The sequence below is a fragment of the Methanomicrobiales archaeon HGW-Methanomicrobiales-1 genome (genome assembly GCA_002839675.1).
In the GTDB taxonomy this organism is placed as follows: Archaea; Halobacteriota; Methanomicrobia; order Methanomicrobiales; family Methanospirillaceae; genus Methanoregula.
Genome location: PGYM01000002.1, coordinates 106,533 through 130,397, shown reverse-complemented (window position 1 = coordinate 130,397; position 23,865 = coordinate 106,533). Strand labels below are relative to the sequence as shown.

Genomic DNA, 23,865 nt, shown 5'->3' with positions numbered 1-23,865 from the left:
GATTCATTTCAGACCGTTAAAAAGGTAAACGTCGTCAGGACTCAACCAGTTTTACCAGTTTTTCCATGACGGCATCCACGGCTTTCCACGTGGGTGTATCAGCATGGCGGAGAACGTAGGGGCGTCCCTCATCCCCGGCTTTTACCATTGCCGGGTCAAGGGGAATTGCACCGAGATACGGGACGCCCAGATCTTCTGCCGCTTTCTTTCCGCCACCCCTGCCGAACAGGTCTATCGTATCTCCGCAGTGGGGGCAGATCATCCCGCTCATGTTCTCGATGATGCCGATGACCGGTACTTCCAGTTTCTGGATGAATTTTACCGATTTGACGGCATCCAGTACCGCCACATCCTGCGGGGTCGTCACGATGACCGCACCTTTTACGTTTGGGGCCAGTTGCGCGATCGAGAGCGCCTCATCTCCGGTGCCCGGGGGCAGGTCTACGACAAGGTAGTCAAGCTTTCCCCAGTTCACTTCGTCAAGGAACTGCTGGATCGCCGCCATTTTCATCGGCCCGCGCCAGACCACCGGGGTACTCGTATCCGGCAGCAGGAATGCCATGGACATAACCGAAAGCGTTCCGGTGACATGTACGGGCTCGATATGCTTTTCCAGAACGGCCGGTTTCTGGCCTTCTATACCCAGCATCTTGGGGATATTGGGGCCATGAAAATCGAGATCCAGGAGTCCTACATTTCTCCCGTGGGCAGAGAGTGCGGAAGCAAGGTTAACCGAGACTGTGGACTTGCCCACGCCACCTTTTCCGCTGAGCACAAGGATGACGTGCTTCACGTCAATTTTTGATTTCGGCGGCAGCCCTTTCTGGGGTTGTGGCGGCTGTGCTGATGAGCAGCTGGAACAGTTCTCATTACAATTCTCATCGCAGTTCGAATCTTTTGCGGGTGTGTTTTGTGTCATAGTGTCATTCATCCTTGTAAAGTGAGATTGCTGCATCAGCGGGTTTATGTTTTGTCAGTCGCGCTTCTCTTCCTCGGTCACCTGTGCGAGGATCGCAGCGGTCGGGCCGATATCGATGATCTTCCCGCCCCGCATCAGGGCCACACGATCACAGACATCCCGGACAAAGTCCATATCGTGCGAGACAACAATAAAAGTCTCGTCCATCTCGTCGCGGGCGTTTAAGATAGAGTGTTTCACGTCCTGCTTGGTGATCGGGTCCATGGTCCCGGTCGGCTCGTCAAGAATCACAAGACGCGGCTCGCGGATAAGGACCTGCGCCAGGGCGACGCGGTGCCGCTCCCCGTCCGAGAGTTCGCCCGGGAACCGGTTCAGGATCTCCCGGGCCTTCACTTCAGTGAACCCGGCCATACGGAGCGTGACTACCGCTTTCCGGATTGCCAGCTCCTTGGGGAAATCCAGTCCGATCGAGTCGGTGAGGTTGTCAAGCACCGTGCGGTGGGGGAAGAGATCATACTCCTGGTGCAACAGCCCGATGTACTCTTTTGCCCTGCCCCGCTGGTCGATGCCGGGTTTGGTCATATCCACCCAGTCGTCACCGATCAGGATATTCATCTCGCCGCTTGTTGGTTCGATGATCCCGGAGATGATCCCGGAGAGGGTGGTCTTGCCCGCCCCGCTTTTCCCGATGATACCGAAGATCTCTTTCTTTGCGACATCGAAAGTGACCAAGTTTACCGCTTTTATCACGCCACGATCGACTGAGATGTACCGTTTGGTCACATTCCGTGCCGAGAGGATCTTCCCTCCCAGTTCTACCGGGGTCGACTCCTCGATCTCATGATAATCTTTGGCAAACGCACGGATCACCGTTTTCGGTGAACCGATGGACGCGATCTCGCCATCCACCAGCAGTATTGCACGGTTTGCCATCTCCTCGATTACCTGCGAGAAGTGCGAGGTAACAACCATGCCCATCGTATTCTTCTTTGCCGCCTCGATGAGCATCGCATGGACCAGCCGGGCGGTCCCGGGATCGAGTGTTCCTGTAGGCTCGTCTGCAAAGAGCATCGACGGGTTCTTGGCCAGTTGCCGGGCCAGCACTACCCGCTGCTTCTCGCCGCCGGACAGGTCGCGGGCAATGTGAAGCATCCGGTGCGAGAGCCGTACCTGGTCGATGAGATCTGCGGCCCGGTTGACCGCATGTTCCTGCGGGTAGCGGATGTCATCGAGTGCGTGGAGCACGTTCTCGATCACCCGGTCATCTCCATAAAGTGCGAATGTCCGCTGGAACATGATCGCGGTCCGGTTCATGACCCGGGACTTCATCCCATCCGTTTTCTTGCCCCAGAGATCAACATCGGCAGCCACGAGTTCCCCGCCGCACTCGGGGCATTTTTTACCGGCCCGGCTCTGCACATCCATGAATGTGCAGCGTTCACAGGCCGCCATATGGTAGACAATGGAGCCTTTGGTCGGCGGCTGCTCAACACCACGGAGCAGGTGCATAAGCACGCTCTTTCCCGCTCCGCTCCTGCCGATGACGCCTATAATCTCTCCTTCCGGTATCTCGAACGAGACCTTGTTCAGGACTCTCGTATTATCGAAATCCATGCAGAGGTCGTTTACGCTGATGAATGGTTTTGACATAATCTGTCTTCCTCAGTACGGCTGTTGTTCAGGAGTTTCATTTTTGGTAAGGATTTCCGGACCGGTATCCTTTCGCGGGTAATCTTCGGTATCCTGCCGGCAGGATCCGCGCCCCCATCCCCGTTTCAGCGGCCCGTTCCCGTCAAAGTTCGGCATTATAAAAATCCTCACGACTGTTGTAGTGGATTATTACACATATGAGCATAAAGATTTAAGGATCGGGTTAAAAAAAAGTTATGCTGAACGGGCGTTGGTATACCGTGCATCCCTCCAGTAAAAAAAAAGACTTTCCTACTTTTCGGTACTTTTATCCTTATGACATTTTGGGCACCGGCCTTCAGCAGCTTTTGTGCAGCCGGCCATCTCAATACCCTTGCCGTTGACCAGCGCATCGGCGATCTTGCGCCGGGCTTCATGCAGGTCGCGCCACGCAGTTTTGCGCGAGACCCCGAGTTTTTCTGCAGCCTCTTCCTGTTCGAGCCCTTCGAGATCGATAAGCCGGATCAACTCGATCTCATCGGGCTGTAACGATATGCCCCGTCCCTCTGCTTCAGGGAAGCAGCAGGGCTTGTAACAGCGGGATTCCGAAGTACCGGCGATAGTGCGCCTGAGCCGTGGCCGTCCGCGCCGTGGACATTCCTGCACTTCGTTTATTTCATCCGCTGCCATTGCGTACTCCTGATTAGAGTGTATATCCGGAATAGTAAAACCTGTTTACCGGGTTGACCGGACGAATTTTTCTGCATCGGTGACCTGATGACCTTTGCGCACCGGGCGTTCCTGGACAAGATATTTCTTGATGATCCGGTAGGGCGGGTGTGTGTCCTGGAACTTTTCCATGCGGGTGACCTTGTACCGGCAGGTGAAGAACGGCCCATGATGGATTCTCTGCAGAAATCCTGAAAATGCCGGACCCGTGGTTTCATCCAGCTGAAAAAAAGAACGAAGTTCCCTGACAGTAACCCAGCACTCTGCTGAACCGGAAGCCACCATGTACAGCTCCAGCAGTTCGGGGACTTCCGGATGATGGGTCATGAGAGGTTCTGTCGTTGCGCTGTGGAATGAAGAGTGCTGTGCTTACCGGCATCTCGGCCCGTGGCCGCAGCGGTGGCGTGCTTCTTTTGCTGCCTCGCCGGATCCGCAGCAACAGGAATCGCCAAATTTAAGGGTGGACGTGCAGGCATCCCGGTGGCTGGGGGAGCCGGGGAGATCCTCGTGCTGCTCGCCGCAGGCGCAGGTATGCAGGGAGGATTCGGTTTTATTATTAGATTTCGTGGTCTCGTTGGACGCTGGTTGTGTATCTTCTGGCATTTGTTCACCTACAGTACGGTTGTCGTACGTTAATTACTCATATGCGCATAAATCATTTAAACCATTGCCCCCTGACAGTGTACTGACTGATGGTTTCTTCCCTCTTCTTTTTCGGCCCTGTCCATACTATCAGAAAAAAGAAAAAGCTCATCCCTTCTCCTGATCGATATTCTTCATGATGATTCAGCTCTCCCTCACGGTCCTTGTCGATAACACCACCCTCACGGACCATGATTTTTGTGGCGAAGCCGGGCTCTCGTTTTTCATTGAAACTGCTGGAAAGAAGATCCTCTTTGATACCGGCTTATCAGAGCTGTTCCTTACGAATTCAGAGAAGATGGGAATCAACCTCCGGGATCTGGATTTCCTCGTCCTCTCACATGGACATATCGATCATACCGGAGGATTGGCCGCGTTTGCCCGGCACCTTGCCGGTGCAACAACGGAGGGGGTTTTGCCACGGGTGCCTAACCTCATTGCTCACCCCCGCTGTTTCTGGCCCAAGGAAAAAGATGGCAGGAAAAACGGATCGGCAGTGAGCGAGGAGGAGATCTGCCGGCAGTTCCCGGCCAACCTGTCCGCAAAACCGGTCTGGATTACGGATGACCTTGTCTTTCTGGGGGAGATCCCACGGAGATTTGCGTTCGAGCAGGCAGATCCTGACAAGCGGATCATTCATCATCCTGACGGAACCATTGAACCGGATTACCTGCTTGACGACACCGCGCTCGCGTTCCGCTCGGAAGAAGGACTCGTTATCATCACCGGATGTTCACATGCGGGAATCTGTAACATCACGGAATATGCAAGAGAGGTCTGCGGGGAACGGAGGGTTGCCGATATCATCGGCGGGCTTCATCTTCTTTCGCCGGAACCAAAACGGATGTCAAAGTCGGGAAAATACTTAAACCGCCTTCATCTCAATGCCCTGCATGCCTGCCACTGCACCTCACTTCCGTCAAAACTCGAGCTTGCAGCCTATTGTCCCATGAAGGAAGTGGGCGTGGGAATGACGATCTCTTGGTAGAGTCCCTCAGGTGGGTTCTCTTTTTTAAAAATGATAATCTTTGAGACCTATTCAACATCACACGAGGTCTTTTCTCCGGGAGAGATGCATTGCTTGATATTCCGGAAAAATCTCCAGTGCAGGAGCACATGGAGGATGAGCAGAGCGGTGAATGCAAAACTCGTGTAATTGTGCATCGTGACCCATTGGCTGCGGGGGATATCCAGGTACGTTACCCAGCTGTTTCCTCTCCCCCCTCCTGATGGGAGCACAATATACAGAACAAGCCCGGTGACAAGCGACGGGATGAACGTGATCAGGCAGCCGATATCGATGATTGCATTGATGGTGACGCGTTTCATGGGAATTCCTTATGATTCTCTGAAGATGTCCGGATTAATAAATCCAATGGAAGTACCAGGAACAAATCAAAAGGCGATATCCTGTGGAGGAAGCATCCACTTCCTCCTATCAGAAGGCCATTGCTCCTGATAATCCATGAATACGGACAAAGAAATGCGATAAGCCCAACACAGCTCAGTATCCCCTGCTGCAAAAAGGAGTCTGACACGGGCCCGGTGAAGTACTTATGAAAATTTGTGAAGTCAGATGAGCGCTTCTTCCGGGTGAAGGCTCTTTTTGAGACTCTCTTTTAGCCTACTTTCCTAATGTATTCATGCCGATGAGGGAATACAAGGCGCAGGTCCCGACAACTCCGGTGATAAGCGCAATCAGCCCGATGAGTGCAACGAGATATGACCATGGTGAAGCGACCATGTTAAGGGCGAAAACACCAATAAGTACGATTCCAAGAATGATCCTGACCACACGGTCGATCATACCGACATTCTTTTCTCCGATCTTCAACCTTTTCACCTACATGTGTGATGAGGTGGGACGGGATATATACGTACCTACACCTGTAAGGTCCGGCATATTTGGTTCAACCGCCGGAATCCCTATTTTTTAGATGTCCCCTGAAAAATGACCCTCGTATTCATATTCCTGTTGACTTTTCAGGGTCCGGATGGGCTAAATGATGTGGTGAAAAATGCCTCGACCGCAGGGCCTTTGATGCCCATTTGAAGAGGGAATTTCCTGCCGTATTTTAGCAATCATGGTAAAATAATGTTCCTGTATATCAGGGTAAAAAAGTTTTTTCTTGCGATTTATTGTGCTCCCTGGCAGATTTCACGCGAGGAGCAGGTCTCTTCTTTACCAGGTATCGTTTTATGAACCTGCGCTGCGGGGTGTTCACGACAATTTTCTCCATTCTTTCAACCCGGTAATGACAGGAAAAGAACGGGCCATGATAGATCCTGCGCAGAAAGCCGGAAATCGCCGGTGCAGAAGATTCATCCAGCTGAAAATATGTGCGGAATTCCTGTACCGTGATCCATCGTTGAGTTTCGCCAAATTGCTCCATATACTGTTCAAGAAGTTCAGGAATCTCCCTGTTGCGTGCCATGTTATTCCTTCATGATTCTGATGGAGGTGGCTGTCGTGAAACAGATGTATCAAAAATGATTACCCGGTGAGGGGCCGTCTTTTTAAAGTGCTGGAACATCCGGCCTCTGCATTTCCGTTAAAACGGGAAGTGATCATCATCTCTTCAGGAAAGCGCACGTGACACCATGGGGTTAATGCCCACTGCATTCGTGATCGGGGCCGTGGGTACAACTGCTCTCACCCTGTCCAATCTTTCCTGCTATGAAATCCTTGATTACGGTCTCGATCTTGCCCCGTACTCCAAGGAAAACCTCGATATTGTTTTCGCAGAACAGGTCCACGGCCCGTGGGCCCATGCCGCCTGCGAGGACGTGCGTAACCTTTTTTGAGGCAAGGAATGGCGGCAATTTTCCCGGCTCGTGCCCGGGGCTCTCGAGAACTTCCTGAGAGGTAATCTTTGATTCTTCGATAACGAACACTGCGTATTCAGTACAGTGTCCGAAATGCTCGGACACCATATCTCCTTCTTTTGCGATTGCTACTTTCATGAATAAACCTCGAAAAATATTGAATTCTTATCCTTTGGGGCGCCTGTTGCCCCCAAAGCCATGTCCGCACCCGCAGGGAACACCCCCACGCCGACGACCATAGACCGGAACCGCCTGTGCGGAACCCGGTGAGATCGCAGGTATGTTCTCATTATGAGACGGTTGTGATGCGACGGTAAGTTCCTGCGTAAGTACAGGAGTTATGCGGCACCTGCCAATTCCCCTGCCGATAATCGGACTATTTCCCTGTGGTCCTGTTCCGTCTAATCCTGGCATTGAAATTCTCCTGGCACCTGTTTTGGTTCCTTAATTACTCATATGCGCATAAATACTTAAAAACTTTGGTTTGGGGCATCTAAAAAAACCAAATCAATCCGGAGGAAAATGATCTGTTACTGAGGTGGGATAGTGCAGGCAACCCGGTGGGGGGTTTTGGATCGATCAGCCCCGGATTTGGTCATCGCTAACCCAGCCCCTCCTGAATTCCCGGTGAATCTGTTATCTGCCAGCCAGTCTCTTTTTTACCAGCACAAGTCCGTATACCGCTGCACTCACCAGGATGATGGTTGCGCCTGAGGGTATGTTTAGAAATGCCGAGAGGAAGATGCCTGTGGTGGTGAATGCAATCCCTAACAGGATTGCATAGATCATCATGGTTCCCACTTTTGATGTGCATTCCCGGCTGATTGCCGCCGGGAGTGTGAGCAGGGCGATGACAAGGATGATCCCGACCACCTGGATGAGCATAACAACGGTAAGGGCGATGAGCACCAGCAGGATCAGCAGGAGTCGCTCTACGGGCAGGTTGATTACCGTTGCATACTCTTCATCGAAAGTGACCGCAAGAAGGTCATTGAACAGCAGTCCCACGGTGATAACAATAATGACGATGAGCACCAGCATGAGCAACAGGTCGCCCTGGGGTACCAGCAGTATATTGCCGAAAAGGTACCCGAAGAGATCGGGTGCAAATCCGGGTGTTAAGTAGATGAAGAGGATACCCAGCGCCATGCCGGTTGCCCACACTGCACCGATAAGCGTGTCCATGTTCTGCTTTGCCCGATGTTCGAGTTCACCCATGGTCAATGCAGCCCCGACCGTAAACACGAGTGCTCCCAGCAGCGGTTCAATCCCAAGGTAATAACCAAGACCAATGCCCCCGAAGGCCGCGTGGGAAACCCCGCCGCTGACTGCAACCATGCGCCGGATGATCACATAGGTCCCGATGATACCGCAGGCGATACTTGCAAGCACCCCTGCAATAAGGGCATTCTGGAAAAATTCGTAGCCGAGAAGATAGAGCACGGCTAGTCCTCCGGTGTATGCGGACTGAACACCCGGTGAGGGTGTCCATGGGCGATGATATCAACCGGACATTGGTAGGCCCCCTGGATCATATCTTCGGTCAGTTCCCGTGAGTCATGGGTGTAGAGACGGCGATTGAGGCAGGCTACCTTGGTGACGTGGGAAATGATCACCCCGATATCGTGGGTGACTAACACAATCGTCATTGTACGTGCCAGATTCCCGAGAATATCATAAAACTGCGTCTCGGTCGGTGTATCAACAAACACGGTTGGCTCATCGAGGAAGAGCACCTGCGGGCTGCCCACCAGTGCCCGGGCAATCACCACCCGCTGCTGTTCACCTCCCGAGAGGTTACGGATGGTGCGGTCGGCGAGATGTGCGATCCCCATGGTCGAGAGCGCCTTGTCTGCAAGTGCTTTATCCCCATCACTGAATGTCTTGAAGATGCCTGTTTTCCGGCCAAGCAGGCCTGAGAGGACCATCCCCCGGACGCTGATGGGATAATCAAAATCGAATGTCCGCAACTGGGGAACATAGCCAATGAGGTGCCGTTTCTCCTGCGGTGACCCGCCAAGGATGCGTATAGTCCCGCGATCGGGAGGGATGAGGCCGAGGATAACCTTAAGAAGCGTGGTCTTTCCACTTCCGTTTGGCCCGATGATTGCAAAAAAGTCCTTGTGTAAGACGCGGAGGTTGATATCTTCAAGGATCACCTCACCTTTCCTGCTGAGCCAGAGGTCTTTGACCTCAATTACCGGTTCTTCCGTCATGTGCTGCTGACCCCCCTGGTAAATGCGGATGAGACATTCCTGATATTTCCCAGATAATCTTCTTCGAGCGGGTCGACAAGTGCCACACTGCCGCCGATCTCTTTAGCGATCACACTCGCACTTTTTGTACTGTATTGCGGTGATGCGAAGATTACGGTAATATTGTCTGCCTTTGCCTGTTGTATGAGGTTTTCTATTCCCGTGGGTGTGGGGTCCTTGCCGTCTGCTTCAATGGGGATCTGGAGAAGGCCATAATCGCGGGCAAAATAGGACCATGCCGGGTGATAGACCATTATCGTGTGGACCTGATTACGGGCGATCTCGAGGCTGATATCTGCATCCAGCTCGTCAAGCTTTTTGAGGTATGCGTCCGTATTGGCCCGGTACTCTGCTTTGTGGACGGGATCTGCCCGGGCAAGTCCCTGGTACGTGTTCTCTACCATGATCTTTGCATTTTTCGGCGAGAGCCAGATATGGGGATCTGCACTGTTTTGCACTCCCGGTTTATCCTGAGTACCCGGTGCTGCACCCTCTTCATCCGGGTCCTGGTAACCGGAGATCAGGTGTATTCCCGTTGAACTGTCAACAACCGTCATCCGGCGATTGACCCCGCTGAGTTTGTCCATCCATGCCCGTTCAAACTCGATACCCGATCCCACCTTGAAATACACGGAAGCCTGACCGATATCCTCCAGTTGTTTTGGGGTGGGTTCATGGGTATGGGGATCTGCCCCGGGGGGAACGAGGACGATGACACGGGCATGTTCCCCGGCAATACTTTCCACGAACTGTTTCTGCGGCAGGATCGTAACGGCAACGGTGAGGGGAGTTGTCCCGTCATTTGCAGAAACCACTGTCTCCTGCTGCTGAATACACCCGGCCGCCATTAGCAGGATCATCGCTCCAGCTACTGCACACAGTATCATAATTATGCGGCTGTGTCTGCCAGTCGAGGCCCGGTCTCTGGTTTCCTGAACCACGGCAATCTTCTGTCCCTGCATCAAACTCACCATAATTTGGGCTCTACCCAAGTTTTAGTCTTACTGTTCCCCGGTTTTCATGGTTCAGGACGGGTTCCTGTTCTTCTGGTTTTCGATAAGGCAGCCATCGTCGTGCATAATTTCCCCGCATACCCCCTGCCGGGGGTGTCCCATAAAATGGCAAATCCTGTCAATTGCCTTTTTGGAAACGTGGCTCTCAAACCGTGCCGCCTCATGACAGGCTTCTTGCGGGGGGAGGCCGTTCCTGGCCAGCATAAGACTGAGAATGCGGTGACGTTTCACGAGAAATTCTGCATGATGCTTACCGAAATCGGTCAGGGACACGCCGTGGTAAGGGGTATGCGTGATATATCCTGCAGCGGCAATTTCCGCAAGGGTTTTTGTGATCGTTGAAGGATCAACGCTGAACGCTGATGCGATCTCATTTGTCCTGACCGTACCCCCCGTTTTTAATATAAATTTGAGGTAGTCCACTTTACGGGCGGAGAGGGCAAGACCACGCTCGGGCTCCATGCAGCTGTATATGCATGCACTTCAGAATAAAGTTTGGGCTTACCCCAAACATTTGTTATGTCCGGCTTTGATATCTGCGGTAAACCCATGCTCTGCGGTAAAGAAACGGCCAAAAAGCGCAGTGTTGTCCGAGGCTGGTAACATTCATTCAGGTTTCCTTATTGATCATCTTTTCCCGGTAAGACCGCATAAAAAACACCCCGAGAACCCCGCTGCGAAGTTACCGTACCTGCCCGTTCAAGCACGCCAAGAATTTTTGCCACCTCGCCGCCGCTCAGACCGGTGGTTCGTACGAGGTCTTCGACCGTTGATGGTCTCCGGCAGAGCGTTGCCCGGACCAGATCGCCTGCATCAATATTCGCTTTCGTTGCGTGGGAAACGGGAAGTTTCCGGCCGACGATTTCGATGCCTGTCCGTCCAAGCACCGCACTGACTCGTTCCAGTTCGGCATCCGTTGCAGCCTCAACCCACCCCTCCGCCGGAGGACGGTCAAGGGTATTTAGCTGGACATGATCCGGATGGATTCGTTCGATCGCCTTTTTCAGGCCGGTCAGTTCCTCTGTGGAGGTATTGAGCCCGGGCATGACGAACACTTCGAGCCAGAGGGCACCGGAATACCGCTTACGGAACTGCACTATTCCCCCGATGATTGCATCTATCCGGAGCGATGGGTGGGGGTGATGGATACGCTCAAAGGTTTCCTGGAATACCGAGGTCAGGGTCGGGATCACCAGATCTGCGGAGATGAGTTCCTCCTGCACCCCGGAATCGGTCATGAGACTCCCGTTGGTGAGGACACTTACGGTATATTCCGGGTACTCGCGTTTCACAAACGCGATCACCGGCCCGAGTGAGCGGGAGAGTGTTGGCTCACCGGAACCGGCAAAGGTGATGGAATCGAGATGAGGACGGGATGCAAGAACGTCGCGGAGTTCAGCGATCACATCTTTTGCAGGAAAAAAATCCTGCCGCATGAGGGTCTTGTTGGTAGTGGTTCCGCATTCACAATAGGCGCAGTCATAGGAGCAGATCTTGAATGGGATCAGGTCAACGCCAAGCGAGAGCCCGAGCCTGCGGGAGAGGACCGGACCGAAAATGTGCTTTTTAGTCATCAGGGATACTCCGTTGTCCTATTGTTTACCCGAAGAAAAACCATGATCCTGCTATCTCCTTTCTGTTGCATGATGACTATTCAGCGCCGGGAACATCCGGCAACTGGTCAACGGTATTTTCTGCCAGCGAGGTGCTGTCAACATCTGATGCCATACCCCGGTATCCCTCATTTTTGCTGGTCTCGATAATGCCTCAACTCTACGTAAAGATTGGATTTTAGCATTTGAATGGTTTTTGCTGCGGGAAATGTACCAGCGCCCGGTACAAGCCGGGCATGTACGCTTTGCTACCGTTCAGTGTCCGAATTCATCCCCTCGCCCGTTCATTTCCGGTGACAGAAACGTTCCTGTGAAAATAAGGAATTATCATCATCTTCCGGCAAGACTCTTGATCTATCATGGCTACAAAGGAAGTCTTCCACGGTGTCCCGGGTATCCTGCGCCCGTTTAAGGAATTTATCGAGGCAAAGAGCCTGAAAAAAGGCGACCAAATCATCTACTACAGCGTCCCGGGTACCTGCACGCCGTTTGTCGAACTGCTCGCCTTTGCTCTTCGCTCGTTCGAACTCGAGCAGGTATTTGTCCCGTTTGTGGATGAGAGCAAGGCTAAGAAGATCGATCATGTCGATCATGTTGGCATGCAGGTACACATGGCACCCGTGAAGTTTAATCCAAAAGTTATTGTTTTTATGGGCGGGCTCTCGATGCCCAATGTACCGGTGAAGGCAGAACTGGTGAAAGCGGTTATAGAAAAGCATCCGGGTACAGTAGTGATTGGGGTGTGCTTCATGCATATGTTCGAGAAAGCCGGGTGGCTTGGTACGGTATCATTCGATTGCCTGATAGATGCGAACATTGATCCGGTCGAGGTTACGAAATAATCCATAAATACGACGGGAATAGTGTTTTTTAATGGAAATCAAATCTCCATTTTTTTCATTTTCTAACACCCGCTTTTTTTTCTGTATCACTTGGGTAAACCAGTACCTTGAAAAAAAGTCGTCCGCAAACGCATTTTGGTGGCCGTTTTCCCATCAGATTGCCTGAACTCTGTGGTCAAATTCATCGCGATTTACGGGCCATTGGCATCGATTATATGGCACGGTTTCCGCGGGTATTTTTGCTAACAGGGGCTAAATACGACGATTTTTCCCTTGCGATCCAATCGGAGCCAGATTAGGGTTTTTCTGGATCCCGAGAATCAAGAACGGGGCTCAATTCGGGGGTATTTTCGCGTATCTCTGTGATCTGATTAAAACTGATAATTCCAATGTAGGAAAAAACCCTTGAAAAAAAAGTGATTGAACTGATCTACCTTGCTGGGATGATCAGTGAGCGCTCGCCCGCGGGCATGAACTCGCGGATTGCACCCTTTGCGAACTCGCGGCGTGGTTCGGAGAAATCGAACTTCAGCGACGGGTCTGCGAAACAGATCTTGATCAACGGGGACAGGGTCCAGGCATCCTGGCGTCCATAGTGGGCGGCAGCTGCAATTGCTGCATATTCTCCCTGGTGTCCGACGTTCATTGCGTAGTTGGGGTAGTTTGGTCCACGGAGCTCGCCGATACAGCCTTCGTCGGGTCTGATCGACATTGAGTTGGTTGAACCGCACTGGTCCTGAAGGTCGTAGCCGAAGAAGCCGAGACGTGACCATCCTTCCTTGTGAGCGAGCATGGACATGTACCATCCGTTCAGACCGGCGTTGGAGTTTGCCGTTGCCAGTGAACAGGAGATACCTGATGCTGCTGCAAGTACGGATGCACGCTGGGATCCGCCGAAGTGGTCCTCGAGGGTGGTGGGGTACTGTTCGTACTGTTCCATACCGTAGAGGGTAACTTCGGTTGCGATGTCGTTGATAACGTCCTGGGACTTCTTTGCCTTGCCGAGACCACCGTGCTTGGACTTGATGTAGTCAAGACCATAGTAGCAGTAGTCATCGAGGATGTTGTCGGTGTATGCAGCGGTTGCATACTGGGTGAAACCGACACCACCGCTCATGTAGGATCCGAGCCAGATCTGGTCGAAGAGCATTGCACCTGCACCGACGACTTCAAGGGTTGCCTTGACGGGGTCGTTGGGGTACTTGCGGTCCGCCTGGATCATGTCTGCGAAGTGTCCGAACTTGATGCCACCTGGCTCGTTCGGGCCACGTGCACGGCGGGCGGGCAGGATATCTGCCATCTGGATAACACCGGCGTGTTTTGCGGCGAAGGCGAGGTCGGCGACTGCTGCCTCACCGGCGCACATCTTGTATGCGCCGATAAAGGACATACCGATCTGCATTGCAGACCAGCGGGAGGTGGTTCCACCATCGCAGGTCCTGCTTACGGTTGTGGGGATGTGCACTGCCTGGAACATTGACTTTCCAACGGCTGCCTTGAGTGCTGCTGCACTCTTTGCCGGGAAGAGCTTGTCGAGGTTTAAGAGGAACTGGGGCTCGATGTCATCTGCCATCTCGTCGTCGCCAGTGAAGATCTTCACGTAGCAGTCGTCGACAAGTGACGGGTGGGTCTCGACCATGTGTTCCTGAACGACTGCTGCGCCGGGCATGGCGTGGTTCAGCACGTGGAGGTACTCGTTGATGGTCTCAGGGGTGACTTCCTTGCCGAGACGCTTCTGGAGCGTGTTGTGGGCGAGGTCGAGGCCAACGATGATGGTCCTGCGGATGTCGTCCCACATCTGCTGCATTGCTGCGTTGTTGACAAAGTGAAGGTCGTCGCCTTCTACAAAGACGTTGGTGCCGCTGACTTCGTAGGTCATCAGCTGGCGCTGACCGAGCGGGATACCACCACAGTGGCAGCGCTTCGGGTCGTACATGGAGATACCGCGGTCCATCTCGGCCTTCTTACCGGCCTTCATGAACTCCATCTTACGCGGGGACTGCTCAAGACCTGCACGGGCAAACACGGTTGAGGTTGCCTGGGGGTCTTCTGCAAACTTCTCCTTCATTGCCTTTAAGAAGAGCTTCTGCGTTCTCTCAATTTTTGCTTTTGCCATGATTATGCCTCCTTAGGCATGAAGCCGTATTTTACACGGAGCGAGTGGATGCGCTGGATGTATTCAACCAGTTCTGCGTCGTCACGGTAGGCGGTGCCCACGAGTGAGTGGTAGATGGTGCTGTGTGACTTGACCCACTTCGCGTCCATTGCTTTGCCGATCTTGACTTCGCCGTCAAGTGGAACGCCGACCTGGTCCTTGACAATCTTGATGATTCCTGATTTCTTGTCGAGGATACAGCGCTGGAGCATGTCGAACATCATACCGTTCTCATCGAGACGGAGGGAGTGTCCATGCACTGTACATCCACGAACGCCGATGAGGGCTGGGTCGAAGAGTTCAGTGTTGACAAGATCTTTTGCGTATTTCTCGAGGTCACGTTCGCGGCACTCGACGATCTGACGGCCTGACAGGGTACCGGGGTCAATTCCACGGAAGCGGTATGCTTCGAGGTATGACCTGAGGTAGGGCTGGCAGGGTGCATTGTACATTGAGTCCGAGAACTGGATGTAACGGACACGGTCGCCGGCCTTTGCGCCGTCGGTCGGGGTTACCATCTTGCGGACAGGGCACGCGGGTTCCTGCTGCTCGGCGAGCGGCGGGTGTGCACTCTTGTAGGCTGAGCCTGGTACACGGTGTCCCATAATAAGAACGAGGTCCTTATCAGAGACATCACGGAGCTTTTCCAGCTTGTGGGCCGGGTCCATCTGCTTGCGCCTGTTGTCGGCTACAATAGTCTGGCCAGCACAATATTGGGGTTTGTATGCCATTTTTTTATCACTCCAATGAATCCTTCTTTTTCATGAGTTTCATCACTGACGATATGACTTCCGCCATCTTTTCGCGGGTGGGGGTCTGACCACGGGTAACACCGCTCACAATGGACATCACCGTACCTTTGGTACGGATTTTATCCTCGGGGGGCATTACAAGTGAAGTCTTCACTCCCTCTTTGGCGAAATCCTCATAATCTACAGGTGATTGGGAAACAACAACTGCCTTCACATCACAGGCTGCAAGAATAAACCGCACCTTGTGCACCACGTGGGAACGAACATTCCCGTGGTGGAGAATAGCAATTTTGTGTTTCTCGATCTGCATGACCTCTTTGTCGGATAACCCAAAAGAAGCGCCGAGAACGCCACCACCAATCTTTGGTGCGTCCGGCGGTACGCCACTTCCGGCATTCAGCACCAGCGTACTGATGCTGTATTCGACGCCCTGTTGTCGTAAGCCTGAGGTAATATCGCACACCGGCTTGGTCACGTGGCGGCGTCCGGGAGACATCCCGACCACTATGACATCCGGGTACCGGCATTCGGAGATGGTGCCCCGCTGGGCAATGCCGCCTCCTTTACCCATGCCCATCGCCTCACGGCAGTCAACAACCTGGGTTACTCGTCCAATCGGCATGATTATTTATTTCCCTGTAGGATTACGGGCTTGGACTTGCTGCTAGGATCAGCAAGGCCGAGCATTTCTTTGTCCGCGTCCGGGCCGTACTTGCAGTAATCGACAAGTGACGGTTCGGTCTTCATATATCTGCCTTCCTGAAGACGGAAAGTAAAGTCGGTAAAGACCGATTCGCACGCGGCTTTCAGTGCAGGAATACTTTCACGGTTTTCAAGCTCAAGAAGAACGTTACCTACATGAACCTGCAATTCGACTTCCTGGTCCCCTACCTTGATCGTCCTCCTCATAGGATGAGGATTGGCAAGACCTTTGGCGGGGCCATAGGGAATGATCGCCGGCAGGCGCTGTCCGTTTAAGAGCATGCGCCGTATACCGGGGACTTCGATGAGCTTGTTCAGCAGGCGTTCTGTGGTCTCGGGATTAAGCAACCGCTCGGCGGAAATCCTGCACTGGGGGAACGTGGCTTCTGTCATTCGTATCCTTTGATTGGGTTTAGATACCCTTTGCAATTGCCTGGATCGGCTTCTTGAATGAGTCAAGCTGGCCGAAGGTGTCCTGGTAGATCTTCGAGGTGTGCTCGGGACCGAACATCTGGGTTCCGGCATCGAGTGCACAGGCTGCGACGATACAGGGCATACCAACACCGGCTGCATGCCGGGTTACGACGTGGTTACCGTTGAAGACACCGGGACCGCCGCCACCGTAGATTGAGTGGCTGAAGAACGAGAAACCAACTGCAACACCCATTGCGCGACCGTAGTCTGCACCGGGGAGGCCGGTCTCGTGCTCAAGCAGGTCGTTGAAGTACAGCAGGGTTGCTGAGACTGCCTGGGCGAAACGTCCGGCACCGCAGTTAACCATGGTTGCTGCAAGGGTTCCTGCAGATGCGTAGGCATTCCAGAGCATGGGGTCCTTGGTCTCGTAGAAGATAAAGCCGCTCTTGCCCTTCTTGCCTGCCTTGATAACCTTGTCCTCAATGGCCTTCTCAACAAGGCTCTGCACGACAGTACCGATGGTACCGGTCTTGCCGTTCTTCTTGACGAGGTCGTAGACGAGGTTGTTTGCATTGAGTCCCTGGTATGCGTAGAGCATGAGTTGTGCACGCTCGAATGGGCCGATTGCGTTACCCATCTCGAACATACCTGCCTGCTCGAAGGTTGCTGAGAGTGCTGCACCCTGGAACGCATTCCGGTGGGTCATCATGACCGCGTGGTTGGCCGGAACGTTACGGAGTGCATAGCCGAGACCTTCGTTGAACTGGGGGATGGAAAGAATCGAGACGACGTTTCCGCCCTGCATGTCCATTGTCTGCGGGTAGGTACCCCAGACTGCTGCCTTGATGTAGGAACCGTCGAACATATCGACCTTGTACTGGTCAACCAGTGCATAGGTGACGGCTGCTGCAACGTTGGTTGCTGCAACATCGTAGGTTGCTGCTGCATCCATACGGGCAGTCGGGACCTCGACGAGGATCATCTTTCCGCCGCCGACCTTGGTGATCTTGGTGTTGTCACCCTCGGTAACCTGGACCATGCTCTTGATCTTGGCTGCGAGTGCATCGGAGTCCTTGACACAGCTGCAGCTCATGCTGCGGCCGAGGATCTGGTTCGACTTACCGCCGACCTTTCCGGTCTTTAATGCGTCTTCGATACCTGCGAAGTTAACTGCCACTGTCCTCTTGGTGAGGTCGATGACATTCAGTGCGCCCTTGTTGACAACGGGGCTGATCTTGTCAAGAGTTACATTGCTCTTTAAAAGTTTGCCTTCATCGTCGTAGAGGTCGATCGTTTCTTTGTATTTAGCCATTTGAATTCCTCCAAATTTTCATTTAACCGCGATACAATACTGTCAGTGAACGAAAGTATACCCTATCGGGGATACTGGAAATGAGTGAAAGTCGCTATTGCACGTCCCCTAAGATGGGACATTCAATAATTCCCAATTTCGCCATATAAGTATTGCGATTTCTTCCCGGAACGACGTATTATAATAATTAAAGAATAATACTTCAAAATGGAGCAATGTTCAAATATTACATATCCTCCGCATTTCATTGTTTTACGCAGTATTACTGCATTCAAAAAAAATATTACCTATGACAATGACGTTTAACTAAAAATATGATTTTTCTGCGCGCTCTGTATAAAAAAGATGAGGTTGAGGTAACCATTTGAACTCATTTTATTTGATAGTTCTGATGAATTCCTGCAGGGAATATGAGTGTGTGAAAATCCCATAAATACGCCCTATTCCTTTTATCGGACATAGTTTACTCTGCAGAAAAAGTCAAAAAAAAAATTTCTGCATCCATTCCCTTCACGGCTATATCGTGAAATCAGCGCTGGTGCGTCTGCCGTAAAAATGGATGGGTGGGTACGGATCCACGGTATAAATCTGTATTATTTCTTGAACTCGGTTATGGGGCTGGGCCCCAGTTCCGTAACCGTGTTGACCACATCAGTAATGACCTCTGCCCACTTTGCACCTTCGGATGCAGAGACGAACGTCATCCTGAATCGGCGGTCGTCAAGGCCGATGCTCTTCATCAGGCGCTTGACCATGAACATCCGCTTTGCTGCCTTGTAGTTGCCTTCAAGGTAGTGGCAGTCACCGAAGTGACAGCCTGATACGAGCACACCATCTGCCCCATCGGCAAATGCCTTTAAGACAAACAGTGCATCAAGACGGCCGGTACACATGACACGGACTACACGGACATCAGGCGGGTACTGGATACGACCGCCACCGGCAAGATCTGCACCGGCGTATGAACACCAGTTGCAGAGAAGACCGATGATCTTGGGTTGCCAGATACCGGGTCCACGTTCGGGGATCTTGAAATTTCCAGGAGCTGACATTTACTGCTCACCTCCGAGCAGGAATGCATCGATCTGCGCCACGATCTGTGGGGTTGTAAAGTGGTTCATCCAGATGGCACCACCGGGGCAGAATCCTCCGCAGGTTCCGCAGCCTTTACATTTTGCTTCGGTTACTTCCATGACCATGCGACCATTCTTCTCAACCAGCGCAAGGGCGCTGTAGGGGCAGAGATTCACGCACATACCGCAGCCTGCGCATTTCTCTTCAATGCAGCTGGCAAAGTACGGCTCGAGTTCAACTTGTCCCTTGTGGATCGGGATACTGGCCGCAGATGCTGCACCTTCAGCAGATGCTACCGTGTCGGGGATATCTTTTGGACCCTGACAGACACCGGCAAGGAAGACACCGGCAGTTGTGGTACCGCACGGGTTCAACTTCGGGTGGGCTTCTAACAGCCATCCGTCCATCGAGCAGGAAACTCCGAAGAGTTTTCTGGTCCTGTTGGTATCTGATGAGGGCTGTACTGCAGATGCGAGCACGACCATATCCATTTCCAGATCGATCGGGCGGTTGAGCAGTGTGTCATCAGTCATTACATGCAGGTTCTTGGTCTTGGGATCCTCAAGGATGTTAGCAACACGTCCGCGGATGAACTTTGCTCCTTCATCCTGGATACGGTAATAGAACTCTTCGTACATCTTTCCGAATGACCGGATATCCATATAGAAGAGATATGGGGTGCATCCGGGGATCTTCTCGATGATCTGGTGGGCGTGTTTCAGCGAATACATGCAGCAGAAACGTGAACAGTATGGCTTGCCAATACCGGTGTTGTCACGTGACCCTGCACAGAGAACGAATGCGACCCGCTTGGGGGTCTGTCCATCGCTTGGACGGACGAGGTGTCCACCGGTTGGACCCGATGCACAGATAAGCCGTTCGAATTCGAGACCGGTGATGACGTTCTCAAATCTCTTGTATCCCCATTCTTCTTTCTTCTCAATCGGGAACAGTTCATACCCGGTTGCAAGAATGGCAGTACCCACTTTGACCTTTATGAACTCATCTTTGGATTCGAGATCGATTGCACGCTTCTCGGGACCGCACGCAGTCACGCAAAGTCCGCACTTGACACAGGAGTCGAAGTCGATCGTATAGATCAACGGGACAACCTGCGGGTGGTTGATGTAGATCGCCTTTCTCGGCTTCATGCCCATTTCGAATGCATTGGGCTTGATAACCGGGCAGACTGCATCACAGTCACCGCAACCATTACAGCCGCCACCGATAAGGCCACGGGCTTCCGCTTCCTTGGGGGTGAGTACACCACGGGCTTTCTTGCGGATGGTGACATCGAAATTACCAATGTACCCTTCAACTGCGTGAACTTCGGAGTAGGTATACAACTCAATATTCGTGTCCCTGCCGACGTCCACCATCTTTGGTGTGAGGATACACTGTGAACAGTCGAGAGTCGGGAATGTCTTGTCCAGCTGGGACATGCGTCCGCCGATGCTGGTATCTGCCTCGATAAGGTACGTCTTGATACCTGCTGCTGCGAGGTCAAGGGCTGCCTGCATCCCGGCAACACCGGCACCGACGACCATTGCGGCTTTTTCTACCGGTACTGACTTCGGGTAGAGATCCTGGAGAAGTCCAGCCTTTGCAACGGCAATACGGACTGCGTCCTTTGCCTTTTCTGTTGAACCTTCGCGGTCGTGCATGTGCACCCACGAGTTCTGGTCACGGATGTTAGCCATCTCGAACCGGAACGGGTTCAGTCCACCTTCCTTGGTTGCTGTTCGGAATGTCGGTTCATGGAGACGCGGGGTGCAGGCTGCGACAACGATACCGGTTAATTTGTGATCCTTGATCGCCTTCTCGATCTTACCTTGGCCCGGTGTGGAACACATGTACTGGTAGTTGTCAACAAATGCGACGCCCGGAATGGTCTTGGAGTACTCCTGTACTGCCATGAGATCCATAGAGCCGGCGATATTTGTACCGCAGTGGCAGAGGAATACACCAACCCGGGGCTTCTGCTGGGTCGTGCTGCCGGTTGTTACCGGTTTTACCTCCGGCTTTGCCGCCGGGGCCTGTTTCTTAACATCCTGTTTCACGGGGGCCGCCTTCTTTGTGTCCTGTTTTTTGGTCTCGGTCTTTTTGGTGGTTGTTTTCTTCTTTTCTACCATTTTGTACCACCTCAAAGCACCTTCTGAAGGAATGATTCGCAGCTGATTCCATGGAGATCCAGCCCGAGGTCCTGTGGACTCATTCCCTGTGCCAGCCCGAGAAGCTCTGCAAAGTGCAGTACCGGCAGATTATATGTGGCACCGAACTTTTCCTGAATCTCAATCTGACCGCGGTCGAACTGGAGCTGACAGAATGGGCAGATATCCGTAAGTGCATCAACCTTCTCTTCTGTAAGATTGATCAGTTTCTCATTGGTGATGTCCAGTGCGTGGACGATATCGTACCCGCGGACACCGCCACCTGCACCGCAGCACTGCATCTTGTTGCGGTATTCAACTGGTGTTGCACCAAGTGCAGCAACAAGCTCTTCCATCCAGACTGGGTGTTCGGTGTTCAGCATAACTTCCTTTTCAAACTCCCGGTCTTTGTGGGGTTTGACGAGGTGGCAGCCATAGTGGACAGCAATACGGGCACCGGTCAGCGGGTTTGTAACGCTGTCGCGGACCTTGTCAACACCGATGAACTTGTCATTGTAGAGTAGCTCTGCAGTGTGGTAGACATTGATAGTACCTTTGTACTCCATGTCGACTTCCTTGAGCACTTCGTTGACAGCATCGCGGAGATCTTTGTTGTGCTTGAGTTTGTGGTTGACTTCCCAGATCGATTTGTAACAACCGTTGCAGACAAGGGCGATATCCATCTTCATCTGCTCAGCAAGGACAAGGTTCCGGGCTGCCATAGCATAGAATACATTAAGATCGATAGAACCGAATGCACCTGGTGCGGGGCAGCAGCTTGCGCCCTTTAAGGGGACGAGCTCAACGCCGAGTTTCTTCATTGCCTTGATGGAAGCGGATTCGACACCGGGGTAACGGTTGGGGGCAATGCATCCAAGGTAGAATGCAAACTTGTGTTTTGCGCCTGATTCTGACATGGTATCTTATCCCTCCCTTTCCTTGATGATCCGGTCGGCATTGGCCTTGAGCTTGTAGTGGTCAAGGATCTTCCTGATGCCAGGCATATATTCCGGATATGAGTGGGTGGTTGGTGGGTCGCGGGAAAGGCCGATCTTCTCGCGGGCAGCACGGTTGACATCGTTGTTAGGTACACCGTGGCCTGAGGCATAGATTGCCGTAACGGTCTTTAAGAAATTGACCGGAACGATATCCCTCTTGAATGCGAGGTTCCTCATGGACATAATGACATCCGTGGGGATGATATCGCGCGGACAGCGGTCGGCACAGCTGTAGCAGGTAGTGCAGAGCCAGAGATCCGGATCGGTCAAAGCTTCATTCTCGAGCCCGAGGACCGCTCTCCTCATAAACAAGCGGATGCGATACGAGCTGCGGGGAGCTGACGGACAGGAGCCGGTACAGGTACCGCACTGGTAGCACATGTGGGCATTTGTACGCGAGATGGCTTTTACGTTCTTGGTGAACTCTGGATTTGAGTCGTTAAGGTATAGTCTCGTGTCCTGGAGTTTCTTGTCCAGCGCTGCTGGGTAACCTTTTGTTCTTTCCATGGAACTCACGCCTTCTCCATCTGCTTGAGGTTAACCTGTCCTGTGATGTCCTCTTTCACCTTTGAGGTTCTCTTGGTGAAGAGTTTCTCTTTGATTCTCTTGAACAGGTCAGTCTCCGTGCCTTTCACGCGGATACCGGTTCTTTGCAGCACAATGATATCCTCACCGGGGCAGGCGTTAACGCATGCTCCGCACAGGATACAATAATCCTTGTTGACTGCAATGGTCTTTTCAATGCTGTCAAGTTTCATGTCAGCAGCTGCCATCGGGCTTGGGAGATAGATCGCATTTGCCGGGCAGATATCTGCACACGTTGAACAGCCGCCGGGGCATTTCTCTGCATGGAATTCGATATCGCCTTCAAAAATCTTCTCAACGGTGATTGCCTCGGTCGGGCAGTTCTTCGAGCACCACGTGCAAGTGCAGCAGTTGTCCTTGATAATATCGACTTTGCCGACTACCTTGTCAGAGATTATCTCGCGCTCAACGGTGATGCACTCTTCGGGGCAGGCCTCAACACACACCTTGCAGGCATCACACTTGGTCTCGTCCCAGATCACGTCGCCTTCGACTTTTCCGGACTCTGCGGTGAACTCCTTGTGTTTCACCACGATTGCCGGGCATAATGCCCCGCACAGGCCACAGAGCGAGCATTTCTCTTTATCAACGGTAAATGTCGTCTTGGTCTTGATTGCAGTCTGGCGGTCCTTTGCGCCAGGAACCGGTCCTTTATAGGTTCCTTCAAAAGCAGGGACGTTGCGGTCAATTGCGTCACGCGGGCAGACCTCTTCGCAGATCGTGCACTTGACGCATTTCTCGTCATCAATCTCCGCTTTCATATCAAATTGCGGGAACCCTTCCTTCTCAAGGATCGGGAGTCTCTCCTGTCCATCCACTTTTAAGGTCAATGCATTGAATGGGCACATTATTACGCAGACGCCGCAGTATGAACACTTGGTCTCGTCGACATCGATGGGGGCAGCGTAATTGATTGCGCCACGCCTTGATGCACCGACAAGCCCGAGGACAATAGCTTCCTCAGGACAAGCCTCCACACATATACCGCATCCCGTGCAGGTCTCTGCATTGAGAATAAGGTTGTTCACGTTCTGAAGGAGTTTTTGCTCCATTACAACGTTGACCCCATCCCTCTTCTTGGAAAATTTGGGAAACAGATTGTTCATGAATTAACCCTCATGCAATACCATTATAGTACGTTTGCCTGTGCTCTGGATTCCCAGGGTCCTGCTACTGTAATATCATGTGCGGGCATGCCCGCTGCTACACAATTGTTACAGCCCGTACAGTTTACCCTGTCAATATGCACTGCAAA

General features: G+C 52.5%; 27 protein-coding genes. 2 read left to right on the top strand and 25 right to left on the bottom strand.

Features of this window, described 5'->3' with window-relative positions; translation table 11 throughout:
• Window positions 1–34: 34 nt before the first annotated feature.
• The 5 genes from CVV30_06800 to CVV30_06780 all read right to left on the bottom strand — a co-directional run bounded on the left by CVV30_06800 (window position 35) and on the right by CVV30_06780 (window position 3,880).
• On the bottom strand, window positions 35–919 hold the full coding sequence (locus CVV30_06800) for an ATP-binding protein (protein ID PKL69276.1): 885 nt from the start codon (window positions 917–919) through the stop codon (window positions 35–37).
• 54 nt (window positions 920–973) lie between these two features.
• The gene (atwA, locus tag CVV30_06795; GenBank protein PKL69275.1) at window positions 974–2,569 is read right to left on the bottom strand and encodes a methyl coenzyme M reductase system, component A2; all 1,596 of its coding nucleotides are present in this window, start codon (window positions 2,567–2,569) and stop codon (window positions 974–976) included.
• Between the two features lie 291 nt (window positions 2,570–2,860).
• Window positions 2,861–3,238 carry a hypothetical protein gene (locus CVV30_06790; GenBank protein ID PKL69274.1) on the bottom strand — a complete coding sequence of 126 codons (378 nt, stop codon included), beginning with the start codon at window positions 3,236–3,238 and terminating at the stop codon, window positions 2,861–2,863.
• 45 nt (window positions 3,239–3,283) lie between these two features.
• Window positions 3,284–3,604: a hypothetical protein gene (locus tag CVV30_06785; GenBank protein ID PKL69273.1), complete on the bottom strand. Its 321-nt coding sequence runs from the start codon at window positions 3,602–3,604 to the stop codon at window positions 3,284–3,286.
• Between the two features lie 42 nt (window positions 3,605–3,646).
• Window positions 3,647–3,880 carry a hypothetical protein gene (locus CVV30_06780; protein ID PKL69272.1) on the bottom strand — a complete coding sequence of 78 codons (234 nt, stop codon included), beginning with the start codon at window positions 3,878–3,880 and terminating at the stop codon, window positions 3,647–3,649.
• Window positions 3,881–4,058: 178 nt separating this feature from the next.
• On the opposite strand from CVV30_06780, the gene CVV30_06775 reads away from it, so the two are divergent.
• Entirely contained in the window at window positions 4,059–4,907 is an 849-nt protein-coding gene (locus CVV30_06775; protein PKL69761.1) for an MBL fold metallo-hydrolase, read from the top strand.
• A 47-nt stretch (window positions 4,908–4,954) separates the two neighbouring features.
• Here the strand turns inward: CVV30_06775 and CVV30_06770 are convergent, their stop codons facing one another.
• The 10 genes from CVV30_06770 to CVV30_06725 form a co-directional block, all read right to left on the bottom strand.
• A complete protein-coding gene (locus tag CVV30_06770) occupies window positions 4,955–5,248 on the bottom strand; it encodes a hypothetical protein (GenBank protein ID PKL69271.1) in 294 nt (97 codons plus the stop codon).
• Between the two features lie 295 nt (window positions 5,249–5,543).
• Entirely contained in the window at window positions 5,544–5,747 is a 204-nt protein-coding gene (locus tag CVV30_06765) for a DUF2892 domain-containing protein (protein PKL69760.1), read from the bottom strand.
• 280 nt (window positions 5,748–6,027) lie between these two features.
• On the bottom strand, window positions 6,028–6,354 hold the full coding sequence (locus CVV30_06760; GenBank protein PKL69270.1) for a hypothetical protein: 327 nt from the start codon (window positions 6,352–6,354) through the stop codon (window positions 6,028–6,030).
• A 172-nt stretch (window positions 6,355–6,526) separates the two neighbouring features.
• Complete coding sequence (locus CVV30_06755; GenBank protein PKL69269.1) at window positions 6,527–6,883, bottom strand: dinitrogenase iron-molybdenum cofactor biosynthesis protein; 357 nt, start codon at window positions 6,881–6,883, stop codon at window positions 6,527–6,529.
• A gap of 27 nt (window positions 6,884–6,910) precedes the next feature.
• Window positions 6,911–7,159 carry a hypothetical protein gene (locus CVV30_06750; protein ID PKL69268.1) on the bottom strand — a complete coding sequence of 83 codons (249 nt, stop codon included), beginning with the start codon at window positions 7,157–7,159 and terminating at the stop codon, window positions 6,911–6,913.
• A gap of 222 nt (window positions 7,160–7,381) precedes the next feature.
• Window positions 7,382–8,188: a hypothetical protein gene (locus tag CVV30_06745; protein ID PKL69267.1), complete on the bottom strand. Its 807-nt coding sequence runs from the start codon at window positions 8,186–8,188 to the stop codon at window positions 7,382–7,384.
• A gap of 2 nt (window positions 8,189–8,190) precedes the next feature.
• Entirely contained in the window at window positions 8,191–8,961 is a 771-nt protein-coding gene (locus CVV30_06740; protein ID PKL69266.1) for an ABC transporter, read from the bottom strand.
• The gene (locus CVV30_06735; GenBank protein PKL69759.1) at window positions 8,958–9,887 is read right to left on the bottom strand and encodes a zinc ABC transporter substrate-binding protein; all 930 of its coding nucleotides are present in this window, start codon (window positions 9,885–9,887) and stop codon (window positions 8,958–8,960) included. The genes CVV30_06740 and CVV30_06735 overlap by 4 nt, the downstream gene beginning before the upstream one ends.
• Before the next feature lie 138 nt (window positions 9,888–10,025).
• Window positions 10,026–10,475, bottom strand: coding sequence for a metal-dependent transcriptional regulator (locus CVV30_06730; protein ID PKL69265.1), 450 nt, complete (start codon window positions 10,473–10,475; stop codon window positions 10,026–10,028).
• 158 nt (window positions 10,476–10,633) lie between these two features.
• Entirely contained in the window at window positions 10,634–11,587 is a 954-nt protein-coding gene (locus tag CVV30_06725; protein PKL69264.1) for a radical SAM protein, read from the bottom strand.
• Window positions 11,588–11,985: 398 nt separating this feature from the next.
• Between CVV30_06725 and CVV30_06720 the strand changes: the two genes are divergently transcribed.
• Window positions 11,986–12,468, top strand: coding sequence for a DUF2124 domain-containing protein (locus CVV30_06720; GenBank protein PKL69263.1), 483 nt, complete (start codon window positions 11,986–11,988; stop codon window positions 12,466–12,468).
• A gap of 430 nt (window positions 12,469–12,898) precedes the next feature.
• Here CVV30_06720 and mcrA read toward each other — a convergent pair whose 3' ends face one another.
• From mcrA to CVV30_06670, 10 genes are all read right to left on the bottom strand, one after another.
• Entirely contained in the window at window positions 12,899–14,584 is a 1,686-nt protein-coding gene (gene mcrA / locus CVV30_06715) for a coenzyme-B sulfoethylthiotransferase subunit alpha (protein ID PKL69262.1), read from the bottom strand.
• Between the two features lie 2 nt (window positions 14,585–14,586).
• The gene (mcrG, locus tag CVV30_06710; protein PKL69261.1) at window positions 14,587–15,354 is read right to left on the bottom strand and encodes a coenzyme-B sulfoethylthiotransferase subunit gamma; all 768 of its coding nucleotides are present in this window, start codon (window positions 15,352–15,354) and stop codon (window positions 14,587–14,589) included.
• Window positions 15,355–15,361: 7 nt separating this feature from the next.
• On the bottom strand, window positions 15,362–15,997 hold the full coding sequence (mcrC, locus tag CVV30_06705; protein ID PKL69260.1) for a methyl-coenzyme M reductase I operon protein C: 636 nt from the start codon (window positions 15,995–15,997) through the stop codon (window positions 15,362–15,364).
• A gap of 2 nt (window positions 15,998–15,999) precedes the next feature.
• Entirely contained in the window at window positions 16,000–16,470 is a 471-nt protein-coding gene (gene mcrD, locus CVV30_06700) for a methyl-coenzyme M reductase operon protein D (GenBank protein PKL69259.1), read from the bottom strand.
• Between the two features lie 19 nt (window positions 16,471–16,489).
• Window positions 16,490–17,803, bottom strand: a complete 1,314-nt coding sequence (gene mcrB / locus CVV30_06695; GenBank protein ID PKL69258.1) for a coenzyme-B sulfoethylthiotransferase subunit beta — start codon at window positions 17,801–17,803, stop codon at window positions 16,490–16,492.
• Between the two features lie 593 nt (window positions 17,804–18,396).
• On the bottom strand, window positions 18,397–18,855 hold the full coding sequence (locus tag CVV30_06690) for a hydrogenase iron-sulfur subunit (protein PKL69257.1): 459 nt from the start codon (window positions 18,853–18,855) through the stop codon (window positions 18,397–18,399).
• On the bottom strand, window positions 18,856–21,009 hold the full coding sequence (locus tag CVV30_06685) for a disulfide reductase (protein PKL69256.1): 2,154 nt from the start codon (window positions 21,007–21,009) through the stop codon (window positions 18,856–18,858).
• Window positions 21,010–21,020: 11 nt separating this feature from the next.
• Entirely contained in the window at window positions 21,021–21,944 is a 924-nt protein-coding gene (gene hdrB, locus CVV30_06680) for a CoB--CoM heterodisulfide reductase subunit B (GenBank protein PKL69255.1), read from the bottom strand.
• Between the two features lie 6 nt (window positions 21,945–21,950).
• Window positions 21,951–22,532, bottom strand: coding sequence for a CoB--CoM heterodisulfide reductase subunit C (gene hdrC, locus CVV30_06675; protein ID PKL69254.1), 582 nt, complete (start codon window positions 22,530–22,532; stop codon window positions 21,951–21,953).
• Between the two features lie 5 nt (window positions 22,533–22,537).
• Window positions 22,538–23,716 (bottom strand): ferredoxin, encoded by a 1,179-nt coding sequence (locus CVV30_06670; GenBank protein ID PKL69253.1) that lies wholly within the window; start codon window positions 23,714–23,716, stop codon window positions 22,538–22,540.
• Between the last annotated feature and the right edge of the window lie 149 nt (window positions 23,717–23,865).